Origin of the sequence: Vibrio cholerae ATCC 14035 (assembly GCF_000621645.1) — a bacterium.
Classification (GTDB): Bacteria; Pseudomonadota; Gammaproteobacteria; order Enterobacterales; family Vibrionaceae; genus Vibrio; species Vibrio cholerae.
Genome location: NZ_KK211322.1, coordinates 93548 through 106320, shown reverse-complemented (window position 1 = coordinate 106320; position 12773 = coordinate 93548). Strand labels below are relative to the sequence as shown.

Sequence of the window (12773 nt, the reverse complement as noted above, 5' to 3'; positions counted from 1 at the left end):
GCGCGGCTTTAAAAGAGGATTCAATCACTCTGCTTATGCAGGTTCTTGGAAAATGACCGAATCTGCTTTACTGGTGTACTGACCCATACGGTGGAAGTTGAGGTAACGGTAGGTATCCGCGGCCGCCGCATCAATCTGCTTCGCGTAATCCATGTACTCCGCTACGCTTGGGATTCGACCCAAAATCGCTCCCACTGCCGCTAATTCAGCAGAAGAGAGGTAAACGTTAGCCCCTGTGCCCAAACGGTTCGGGAAGTTACGCGTTGAAGTCGACATCACGGTTGCTTTGTCCGCTACGCGTGCTTGGTTACCCATACACAACGAACATCCCGGCGTTTCGATACGCACGCCAGCACGACCGAAAATACCGTAGTAACCCTCTTCAATCAGCTGGTCACGATCCATCTTGGTTGGCGGTGCGACCCACAAACGGGTATTCAATTGGCCATTGAATTTTTCAAGCAATTTACCCGCCGCGCGGAAGTGCCCGATGTTGGTCATACAAGAGCCGATGAACACTTCATTGATGGTTTCACCCGCACACTCAGAAAGCAGACGAGCATCGTCTGGATCGTTTGGCGCACATAGGATTGGCTCTTTGATCTCAGCAAGATCAATCTCAATCACATGCGCGTACTGGGCATCTTTGTCCGCTTCCATCAGTGTTGGGTTAGCTAACCAAGCTTCCATCGCTTGAATACGGCGCTCAATAGTACGGCGATCGCCATAACCTTCAGCAATCATCCACTTCAACATCACGATATTCGAGTTGAGGTACTCTTCAATCGATGCTTGTGACAGTTTCACCGTACAACCCGCCGCAGAACGTTCTGCGGATGCATCAGAAAGCTCAAACGCCTGCTCAACCGTCAGGTGTTCAACCCCTTCGATCTCTAGGATACGACCGGAGAATTCGTTGATCTTACCTGCTTTTTCTACTGTGAGCAGACCTTGCTTGATGCCGTAATAAGGGATGGCATGCACCAGATCACGCAACGTGATCCCCGGTTGCATCTTACCCTTAAAGCGCACCAGAACCGATTCAGGCATATCCAGTGGCATTACCCCAGTCGCGGCAGCAAACGCCACCAGACCAGAACCTGCTGGGAAAGAAATACCCAATGGGAAACGAGTATGCGAGTCACCACCAGTACCGACTGTATCTGGCAGTAGCATGCGGTTTAACCATGAGTGGATAACACCATCGCCCGGACGCAGTGAAACACCGCCACGGTTCATGATGAAATCAGGTAATGTGTGGTGAGTCTGCACATCGACAGGCTTTGGATAAGCCGAGGTATGACAGAAAGACTGCATCACTAAATCGGCAGAGAAACCAAGACAGGCCAAATCTTTCAATTCATCACGCGTCATTGGGCCAGTGGTATCTTGCGAACCGACAGTCGTCATCTTAGGTTCACAGTAAGTGCCTGGGCGAATGCCTTGTACACCACACGCTTTACCCACCATTTTCTGAGCCAGCGTATAACCTTTACCGCTATCTGCAACCGCCACAGGGCGACGAAACTCTTTTGACGCTTCCAGACCTAATGCGTGACGCGCTTTATCCGTCAGGCCACGTCCAACGATCAGCGGAATACGACCACCCGCACGCACTTCATCGTACAGGACATCGGTTTTCAGTTTGAAAGTCGCAAGCACTTCGCCCGTCGCGTGATTACACACTTTGCCTTCAAATGGGTAAACGTCGATCACATCGCCCATATTGAGCTTAGAGACATCCACTTCGATCGGCAGCGCGCCAGCATCTTCCATGGTGTTAAAGAAGATTGGAGCGATTTTACCGCCAAGCACATATCCGCCCGTGCGCTTATTAGGCACATTAGGAATATCGTCTCCCATAAACCACAACACTGAGTTGGTTGCCGATTTACGTGATGAACCGGTACCGACCACATCCCCCACGTAAACCAGTTGGTGACCTTTGGCTTTAAGTGCTTCGATCTGTTTGATCGGGCCAACTTTACCCGGTACATCCGGCTCAATGCCATCGCGCGCGTTTTTCAGCATGGCTAATGCGTGTACAGGAATATCAGGACGTGACCATGCATCAGGCGCTGGAGAGAGATCGTCCGTGTTGGTCTCCCCCGTCACTTTAAATACGGTTAAGGTCACTTTTTCAGGCAGTGCCGGCTTAGATAGGAACCACTCTGCATCAGCCCAAGATTGCAGCACTTGTTTCGCAAATGGGTTGCCCGCTTTGGCTTTTTCTTCCACATCGTAGAAGTTATCAAACATCAAGAGGGTATGAGACAGCGCTTTCGCGGCAATCGGAGCCAGCGCGCTATCGTCCAGTAATTCAATCAGCGGTTCGATGTTGTAGCCGCCTTGCATGGTACCGAGTAGCTCAGCCGCTTTTTCACGACTCACCAACGGAGATGCGACCTCGCCTCTCGCAACGGCCGTCAAGAAACCTGCTTTCACGTAAGCCGCTTCATCGACACCCGGAGGAATGCGATTTTCAAGTAGGTCAAGAATGAAAGCTTCTTCACCTTGTGGGGGATTTTTCAGAAGTTCGACAAGTCCTGCGACTTGCTCTGCGTCTAGGGGTTTAGGTACAACTCCTTCAGCGGCACGCTCTGCGACGTGTTTACGGTAGGCTTCAAGCACGACTTTTTCCTCTCATTGCGGTTCACCCAGTTGATTATAAAAATACGAGCGAACATCCTTGGAAACTTGGCTCTCCCTAGCCCTTGTTTTCACTCAAATTGACTGAGAAACAGCGCCATAGAGGCCAAACTGTGGGCGTCAGAATAGCAAGTTTAACGATAAATTAAAATCTCATCATTTTGACCAACATAGCAACTTGAGACTAAAGTTTTAGCTTTCTCACTGAGTGAAAAGCGCGCAAACCCCACCCATCTCAAGCTCTCGCTATTTAAATGTGGTACCAATAATGAAATAGATCGAGTCATAATTCTGCTCGGTGCGACCATAGCCAAACATAATCGGCCCAATCGGCGAATTGACCCCAGCGAAGATCGAACCTGCGCCATACAAAGGCGCATCTTGCAAACGCAAATCGGGATCAGACCAGACGCCACCGTATTCAATCGATGCCCCTAAGTAGACGGGGGACGTGAACATACCAAAGTCATTATCAAACCAGCGGTAACGGTAAACGAGGTTTCCATACAGCTTGTTTTGACCAATCAAGCTATTGCGGGGGATGCCCGACAAGTTGAGAAAACCACCGATGCTTTTCGGATCAATCGGGGTAGATGAGTGTTTACTTTTCACCACCCCCATATCCAAGTTTGCGACTAAAGTATGGCGTGAAAAGGTGTGCGCAGCGATCAATCGCCCAGACAGCTCCGATACGGTATCGGAAGAGAGGGCATCTCCAGAAAGGGGATTGCTACCGTCAAAACTGTCTTTAGAGATCAGATATTCCAAGTCAAAATAGATGCCTTGCTGAGGTAAGCTAAAGTCATCCAAGGTGTCGTGTCGATAATCAAAAAACACCCCGCGACGCTGGAAGGAAAAATCCCCAAAAACCGGTAATGAAGAAGCTTCGCCATTGCCTTTGCTGTAGCGTGCACCGAGTTTCATTTCTCGCCATAACTCGATTTGATAGCCGAGCGCCAGTTCGGCAACCCATTCGGAATAAGTGACGGGTAAGTAATTCTCCGTAGCCGCGAGAGAGGTGTCATCAAAGCCTGCCAAAGGCGCATTTCGCCGCTCGTTACTGAAATGCAGCAGTGCCGTCGTAAATGTTTTTTGTCCCGATAACAGTGGCGAATAAAGCTCAGCTTCGATCAGCTTGTCGGTCCCCATATCCATATTCAGAGCCAGCTCAGCACCGTGTGAGTTGATGTCTGTAAAATTGGTGGAAACGCCAAGGGCATACTGACTTTCCGTATCAAAATCATCTTCTAAAAAGAAGCGGAAATTGACGTAATTGGGCCCCCAAGACTTTTCACGCACATCGACCACCAGTTGTTGTTGGTCATCGCGTTGTTCGTATTGATAACGCACCAATTCGAAGCGATCTAGGGCATAGAGATCTTCTATGCTGGCTTCAATCTCTTCGGTGCTGAGCTTTTGCGCGGGTTCTAAATTGAGTCGGTTCAGTAATAGCAGATCGCTGTAGTGGGTGTTGTTTTGCAGAACAATTTCGTCCACCTGAACATTATCACCATAGCGCAAGGTTTTACGCCGCTCTTCTTTCTCATCCACATACACTTGATATTGCGCTGAACTCAGAGCAATGTTCTTGAAAAAAGCCTGATTATCCATCGCTTCTTGGTAGCCCATCGCAAACGCCGCCGGCATTTTGTCGAACTCCATGGTCTCCATTTTGCCCACGGGTGGACGCAGCAGCAGATCGCGCGAGGTCAAATGATCGCTCTGTCTTTCCGTGCTGCGGCGAACCAAATAGTTCGAAAGCTGGTCTGCAACCGTAAAGAGATTGGTGAAGTCCTCTTGGCTTTTGTAGTCGGTGCTGATGTCGACCGCGATGATAATATCGGCCCCCATCGCACGCGCGACCTCAACGGGCATGTTATTGGTGACACCACCATCCACCAGCCATAACCCATCAATTTCATAAGGTGGCAACGCGCCGGGTACTGACATGCTGGCCATCATGGCATCCACCAAAAAGCCTTTATCAAGCACGACTTCTTGAAGGTGAATAATGTCGGTCGCTACCGCGCGATACGGGATCACCAATTGATCAAAAGAATCGAAGGCGGGAAGATTGCCTGTGGTTTCACGCAACATGCGCAGCATGTTTTGTCCTTGCACTACGCCTTTTGGCGCGCGCACTTCCCCCCAGTGTAGGCCAAGATCTGTGGTGATTTGGTAGCGATCTTCATACTCTTTGTCACGAACTCGGCGCTGGCTACGATCGACACGATCTCGATAGCCTCGGTTCCAATCCACGCTATAAATCAGCGCTTCAATCTCCTCTGCGCTCATTCCTGTTGCGTATAACCCACCCACATAAGCACCCATACTGGTACCTGTGATGATATCGACGGGGACGTGCATCTCTTCCAAGGCTCGCAAAACCCCCATGTGCGCGGCGCCTTTGGCACCGCCCCCCGCCAGAACTAACGCGATTTTAGGTCGTTTGGCGACTTGAGCTTGAGCTTCTTGTGCCAAGGCCAATGGGGCAAACACTATCCCTACGACTACGCTGAATGATACCGCCCATTTCATCACGTGAGTTATCCTCGAAATCCTTAAGAATCAGACCAATATATACCCAAACTATGGGGAGTTACAGGCAGACGGCAAGTGAGCACATCCAAAGCGCATAGACAGTCGCTATGATTGGAGTGAAGAAACCTCGCCAACACGGCTGCCGCAGCAAGTAGCAAGAAAAGAGAAAACTATGCCCACACAAGCAAGGCAGACGTTGTCGTCAATGCAACGACAACGCCGCGCCCAAGAGGGTGTTACCACTCAAACAGCTTTTTGATCCACTCGGTCGGACGGTTTTCACACTGCTGTTTTAACTGCTGTTGATTGTCCCAAATAGGCAGTTTAAACGCATTATCACAGTCGAGTTTCAATCCACCTTGCGTCTGCTTGGCAAAGCCGAAGGTCGTTATGCCTTCTGGCCAAGGTAACTGTAATTTCTCTGGAATGCGATATTTCAAATACTGCGCATAAACACGTAATGCCCCACTCGCGCCAGTGAGCTTCGTTGGCTGGTTATCATCGCGGCCAAGCCAAATGGTGGTCACTTCACGGCCATCGACCCCCACAAACCAACTGTCACGGTTATCGTTAGTGGTCCCGGTTTTCCCCGCCAGTGCTGCACTGCTGAACTGCGCATTCAAGTAACGTCCAGTCCCCTCTTGCACCCCTTGTTTCATCGCGTAAGTCGTCAGCCAAGCGGCTTGCTGATCCACCGCTTGTGACACTCTCGGCAGAGATTCATACAGCACATTGCCTTCCAAATCGAGCACAGAACGTAGCGCTGACAGCGGGGCTTTTTTGCCGGAATTGGTCAACGTTTGATACATCTGCGCCACTTGATATGGCGTGAGTGAGAATGAACCGAGCAACATCGAAGGGACAGGGCGAATTTCGTCGCGATTCACGCCGAGCTTACCCAAGGTTGCTGAGACTTGATCAATCCCAAGCTTCATCCCCAAAGCCACGGTCGGCACATTAAGCGATTGAGCGAGCGCCAAATAAAGGGGCACCTCTCCACGATATTGACGATCGTAGTTTCGCGGAGTCCACGCGCTGCCTTCACTGCCTTTTAAGGTGAGTGGTTTATCTTCCAGTGTAGTGGCTAGGTTGTACTGATCGGGATGCGCTAACGCCGTGAGATACACCGCTGGTTTCACCAGTGAACCAATTTGTCGACTGGCATTGAGCACGCGGTTAAAACCATCGTAACCGGTTCGCTTACCGCCGACCATGGCACGAATTTCGCCACTATGACGATCCACAGCGATCGCAGCGGCTTCGAGATCTTTGCCTGCGGTTTTCGCTAATTGCGGGATCTGATCGTGGATCGCTTGCTCGAGTTTGGACTGCGAAACCGGATCGAGCGAGGTAAACACCCGCAATCCTGAATCCGCTTTAAATTTGTCGCCCAGTTTTTCTTTCAGCTCAATAGAAACTTGCTGGAAATACGCTGGCTGACGGCTAGCGATTTGCGCGGTTTTCTGCACATCCAACGGACGAGTTACCGCTTGCTGGTACTCTGGCGCCGTCAGAATATCGTGCTCCATCATCAGTTTCAGCACCAGATCGCGCCGCTCGCGAGCGCGCTCGGCATAACGCATCGGGTTGTAATAAGAAGGCCCTTTAACCATGCCAACCAACAATGCCAATTGATCAATCCGTAGCTCTTGCAGCGGCTGACCAAAATAGAGCCGTGAAGCCAGACCAAAACCGTGGATCGCATCTGCGCCACTTTGCCCTAAATAAACTTCGTTAAGATAGGCTTCAAGAATACGATCTTTGCTGTAACGATAATCGATGATCAGCGCCATATAGGCTTCGCGCAGCTTACGCCACAAGGTGCGATCGCTAGAAAGGAAGATGTTTTTAGCCAGCTGCTGGGTCAAGGTACTGCCCCCTTGCACCGTGCGCCCCGCTTTAAGGTTGACCACCATAGCGCGACCAATCGCAAGTGGTGATACGCCATCGTGCTGATAAAAATCACGATCTTCGGTGACTAAGAGTGCATCAACCAACACTTCGGGGAATTGATCGCGACGTAAAAAGAGTCGCTGCTCCGGCGAATCTTTTTCCAGCATGCCCATCAGTTTTGGCTCTAAACGCAGGTAGCCTAGCTCGCGTTTTTGCTCTAATGATTCGATTTTGTTCAAACCACTGCCATCAAAGGTAAGCATCACTCGGCGATCCGGCTCTGGACCATCCGCGAATTCAAACGGACGGCGGATCAGCTCAATTCGACTGGAAGAAGACGCGTATTCACCGGGGAAACGGGGCTGTGCCACTTTGCGGTAATTGAGGACATCCAGCTCATTGCGCAGTTCTTGCAAACTGAGGCCGTTGCCGGGCTCAAGCGTTAAAATACGGGCATAGACCACGGTCGGCAGATCAAACAGCTGACCTTCAAAGCGCTGTTTGATCATCGAATCGAGATAGATACCAATAAAAACCAGCACTGCGGCCAGCGTCAGCGCTAATTTCCAGCCGATACTCCAAATCCTTCCCAGCCAGATTTGCAGCTTGGAGGAAGAGGCACTTTTACCACTGCGCGCTTTACGGCCACGCGATCTGTTACTACTTTTTCTCGTCATGCGTTCAATTGTCGTTTGGTTTTACTGGTTGCCACATGATTGGCAGGATCATCCGGCCACACGTGTTTCGGGTAGCGGCCTTTCATCTCTTTTTGCACTTCTTTGTACGCGCCCGCCCAAAAACTGGCGAGATCGCGGGTAACTTGCAACGGTCGCTGCGCGGGGGAAAGCAGTTCCATCACCACGGCGCGCGTCCCTTTGGCAACGCGTGGCGAACTTTGCTCGCCAAACACTTCCTGCATGCGCACCGAGAGCGTAGGCTCCATCCCTAACTGATAACGGATTTTTTTATGATTCCCCGTTGGCAGCAGATGATGGGTTGGCAGCCACTCGTCAAGCTGCTGACTGAGCTCCCAGCCAAGATAGTGCTTCAGCGCTTGCAACACGGAGACACTCTGCAAACCTTTCACTGAGGTCACCCCAGCCAAATAAGGCTCTAACCACAGTTCGAGGCGCGCCAGTAGCGTTTCATCGTCCAAGGCTGGCCACGCTTCTTCTGGCAGCCATTCGGCAGCGCAGCGTGCACGGGCAAGCCACTCGCTCGCGTCTTCGCTCCACTGTAACACTGTTAAGCCTTTGCGCCGTACATAGCTCAGCAAAGCTTGTGTCATTTTTTGTTTATCGGGTTCTGGCAGCTTTTCACGACGAAGCACCAATTGATCGATTCGCCACTGCGCTTCCGCGCTCAAGCGGCCGGCTTTTTCATCCCAATCCACTTGTTCAACCCGAGAAATCAGCGCTGGTAATAGGCGTTCAAGCGCGTGGATATCAAGCTCAAGGGCACTGAATATTTGACTCGCTTGAGTTTGGCCGCGCATCAAATCCAAGGCGACCAGATAATCGGCGGCGGACAAGCGCTCTTCAACCGCCAGCCAAGCGCCATGGCCATTGGCAAGTAAAAATTGCCCTGTTTGTTGGCCGCGCTGCTGGGCAATTCGATCTGGAAAGGCCAAACACGCCACCAAAGGCAGCCATGTTGAATCAACCGAGGAGAGTGAAAATGCCGTATCGAGTTTGTGCGCCAAAGATTGGGCGCGTTGGATCAGCAGCTTTTGTTTGGGATGACGACCTTGCTGCCAACGGTGCAAGCTATGTTGTACATCAATCACTTGCCGTTCCGGCTCTTCAAGTAACACCGCCAACGCTAAAGCGCTTTGCAAGGCCGACTCACCTAAGCGATCGGCGCTCAGCAGCATCGCAGCAATCCGCGGCTCAACGCCCAGCAAATGTGCCTCTTTACCGGCCGCTGTGAGTTGCGTGCGTGCATCCAAAAGCCCAAGACGCTGCAACAGTTGCTGCGCCTGTGCAAACGCACTGCTCGGTGGCAAATTCAACCAAGCCAAATCGCTCGGCTGCGCGCCCCATTGCGCGAGTTCTAATGCCAGTGGCGCTAAGTCAGTATGTAGCATTTCGGGCTCTGACACCCAAGGCTGCTGCTTAAGCTGCGCTTCGCTGTATAAGCGCACGCAAATCCCCGGCTCTAAACGTCCGGCACGCCCTGCCCGCTGCTCGGCAGAGGATTGAGCAATCCGCACTTGTTCAAGGCGAGTAATGCCGGTTTTGAGATCAAAACGCGCACTGCGCTCAAGCCCACTATCAAGCACTATGCGAATGCCTTCGATGGTCAGCGAAGTTTCAGCAATATTGGTCGCCAAGACCACTTTGCGCATCCCCGCCGCCGTGGGAGCAATTGCGCGCTGCTGCGCGGCGAACTCCATCTGTCCATACAAAGGGCAGATTTCAACCTCGCTAGCCAAATCGCTCAACTGTTCGGTTAACTGGTTGATGCTGGCGGCACCGGGCAAAAAGGCCAGCAATGAGCCCGTTTCGTGCTGCAGAAGATGACGAATTTGTCGCTGCATCGCCGCCACCAACGGCTCATCAGAGCGCAGAGGTTGATAGCGAATCTCTATCGGGAAACCGCGCCCTTGTGATTCGACATAACTCGCTTGCGGCAGTAAGTTTTGCAAAGCTTGCTGATCGAGTGTGGCCGACATCACCACGATTTTTAAATCTTCCCGCAGCGCAGACTGCACTTCGAGCGCCAACGCCAAGGCAGTATCAGCGTGAATGCTGCGCTCATGAAACTCATCGAAAATCAGCACATCTACGCCATCCAGTTCCGGATCGTTTTGTAGCATGCGCGTCATAATGCCTTCCGTAACAATCTCCAACTGAGTGGCTCGGCTGACTCGGTTTTCACCGCGCACCCGATACCCTACACGCTGCCCAACCTCTTCCCCCAGTTGCTGCGCCAAATAGCGGGCAATGTTACGCGCAGCCAAACGCCGTGGCTCTAGCATAATGATTTTGCCGTGGAACCCTCCCGCTTGCAGTAACTGCAACGGAAAGTAGGTGGACTTACCGGCACCGGGCGCGGCTTTGAGGATGAGTTGTGGAGAGTTGGTGATACCGGACAACAGCTTCGGCATCACCTCAATAATGGGCAGTGGTGACAAGGGCGCTTCCTACAAGGTTAAATGGCCGCGCCATTGTACATAAAACGGAGTCCGTGCCCAAAGTGCATTCCTATCAAGAGGTACTGCAGACAAAAAACTTACTGTGGTGCTCTCTCTTCCGGTTGGGCAACCAAAGGTGCCTCAAGCGTGGGTTCAGAAATCGCTGGCACAGCACTCTCGCTCTCTTGTGGCTCAAGCTCTACCGCACTTGAAAGCGGCTCAGTTGCAACCTCTGTGGGTATGTTTTCCATGCTCGGCAGCACAGGCTCATCGCTAAGATGGGGAGAGATAACACTGGGCTCCGCCACGGCTTCAGTAGGAACAACTTCGGTTGCTGCCGTGAGCTTAGACTTCATCCAAGCATTCAAAGCTAATGCCTGATCATCCGTTAAAATGCCGTTATGGCCAGCAATCACACCATCGGCCACAGCAAGTACCCACACAGCCTGACGGTTGGCATCTTCGCAACTTTGTACGGTTTTGCGGGCGTGCAATCTGGCGCGAATTTTCCAGCCAGCCCCTTGCAATACCTGCATGCAACCCGGTTTCGCATCGTGCTCAAGCAGCCACTGAGGGATTTTGACCACTTTATTACAATCACGCCCCGAGCACGGGTCCACATCATGAGTGATTGCCCAAGAGTTACCCACGGCGCGCTCGCCATCTTTGATCCAGTTAAAGGCCTCACGTACCGCAAAATCGGTTTTGGACTGCAACACCAGCATGGATGGACCAAAACCTTCTGGACTCAACCACTTATCCAATGGCTGATACTCTTTGGCAGAGGCAGCGGGGTTTAAAAGCACCGTTAAATGGGTTTCACCGCGACCTGCCGCCAGATTATCCAAAATCGCCTGTTTGCGGGCGTGCAGCGCAACCACACCACCCAAGCTGTGCCCAACTAAAATATAGCGCCCTAGCGTTCCTTGACGATGCAATTTATCCAGCGAACTCAGCAGCTTTCTCACCCCATGCTCGCCAACTCTTCGCGCCACCTGCTTGCTGGTTAATATGGTCGGAAAATCCAATGCTTCAACTCGACTTTCAGGATCGTCTGAACCATCCAACCACAAGGGATCATATTGATCCCCCCGCCAACCGATATACAGCCCGATGAGGCCTGGATTGGTCTTCGCCATCTGGCGATGAAAACGTTGAAAAGCGACAAAATTATCGTCAGTGGGAGCCGCATTATGGTGCCAACCGTGAATAAAAATCAGCAGTTCCGCTCCAGGGTTTTTGGCTAACCTCGCCTTCAACATCTCGTATTGCCTAGGCAGGTGCATTTCACCCTCATCATTAAATTCAATGACATGGAAATCAGACCGACTCAACTCAGGCGTGACTTGATGATAGGGCATATCGGGAATACGGGTAGACCAAATTGACAACGCGAGAACAGCCAGCAATACAACCTTAAATAGGGCTATATTTTTCAAAAACTTACGCAAGGAAGCTTACCAAAAAACAGATACCCAGACTCGGGCGGGCGGCCATTATATGTTCAACTTCAATGCTTCACCAGAGGCGGAATGAGGGACTTTCTCACCTGCCGCTAACCTCTCGATGGCATCGGCCTTTAACAGCTTGAAACACCATGACTACCGCTTCCAATACGAAGGGGATTGCGATTGTGACAAAAGCCACTAGGGTATGTTTAAATGCCTTCGCCATTGGCTATGAATAAGAAGAGAAACATGCACTTTTCCCCACCTCTACAAAAAGGCACCTTACTCAAACGTTACAAACGCTTTTTGGCCGATGTCGCGCTGGAAGATGGTTCGGTGATCACCATGCATTGTGCGAACACAGGCGCCATGACTGGCTGCGCCGAGCCGGGCAGTACGGTGTGGTTTTCTACATCGGATAATCCCAAACGTAAATACGCCCACAGTTGGGAACTGACGCAGACCCAAGCAGGTCACTGGATTTGCGTGAATACCGCGCGAGCCAACGCATTGGTGGTCGAAGCGATTTTGGCAGGAGAGATCCAACAACTGCGGGGTTATGACGCACTCAGTACGGAGGTGAAGTACGGTCATGAAAATAGCCGTATCGATATCTTGCTAAAGTCAGATTCTCAACCACACTGCTTTATAGAAGTAAAAAGCGTCACTCTTTTGGATGAGATTCAAGGCGATAAAGGGCAAGGTTACTTTCCTGATGCGGTGACAACCCGTGGTCAGAAGCATCTGCGTGAGCTGGCGGAAGTCGCTAAAGATGGAAGCAGGTCGATACTTTTATTTGCCGTTTTGCATTCAGGGATTGAAAAAGTCGCTCCCGCTCTCCATATAGACGCGAACTATTCACAGTTACTAAAAGCGGCACAAGAAGCCGGAGTGGAAGTGTTGTGCTACAAAGCGTCACTTTCAAAACACGAGATCCGAATGGTATCTGAGGTCAAATTTGCCTATCAAGTGACAAAAAATTGATGGTGTCTTCACATTGACGATAACTTTACCTTCGATTGTTTGCCTCCCCCACTTCTTTTTGCTATAGATACCCGCCTTAAATTTAACTGCTCTCGCAGTTGACTAGGGTTAGTAGGAGATCT

Annotated in this window: 6 protein-coding genes; 1 reads left to right on the top strand and 5 read right to left on the bottom strand. The window is 51.3% G+C overall.

The annotated features are described in order from the left end of the window. Positions 1-33: 33 nt before the first annotated feature. The 5 genes from acnB to T411_RS0116175 form a co-directional block, all read right to left on the bottom strand. Positions 34-2631: a bifunctional aconitate hydratase 2/2-methylisocitrate dehydratase gene (gene acnB, locus T411_RS0116195; protein WP_000888585.1), complete on the bottom strand. Its 2598-nt coding sequence runs from the start codon at positions 2629-2631 to the stop codon at positions 34-36. A gap of 264 nt (positions 2632-2895) precedes the next feature. Then, positions 2896-5187: a patatin-like phospholipase family protein gene (locus T411_RS0116190; protein WP_000870563.1), complete on the bottom strand. Its 2292-nt coding sequence runs from the start codon at positions 5185-5187 to the stop codon at positions 2896-2898. A 239-nt stretch (positions 5188-5426) separates the two neighbouring features. Continuing rightward, positions 5427-7760, bottom strand: coding sequence for a penicillin-binding protein 1B (mrcB, locus tag T411_RS0116185; RefSeq protein WP_000197283.1), 2334 nt, complete (start codon positions 7758-7760; stop codon positions 5427-5429). After that, entirely contained in the window at positions 7757-10219 is a 2463-nt protein-coding gene (hrpB, locus tag T411_RS0116180; RefSeq protein ID WP_000074757.1) for an ATP-dependent helicase HrpB, read from the bottom strand. Before hrpB ends, mrcB begins: the two co-directional genes overlap by 4 nt. A 98-nt stretch (positions 10220-10317) precedes the next feature. Next, positions 10318-11670, bottom strand: a complete 1353-nt coding sequence (locus T411_RS0116175; protein WP_002033791.1) for an LptA/OstA family protein — start codon at positions 11668-11670, stop codon at positions 10318-10320. A gap of 246 nt (positions 11671-11916) precedes the next feature. Here T411_RS0116175 and sfsA point away from each other — a divergent pair, with 246 nt between their 5' ends. After that, positions 11917-12651, top strand: a complete 735-nt coding sequence (gene sfsA / locus T411_RS0116170; RefSeq protein ID WP_000545810.1) for a DNA/RNA nuclease SfsA — start codon at positions 11917-11919, stop codon at positions 12649-12651. Positions 12652-12773 lie beyond the last annotated feature (122 nt).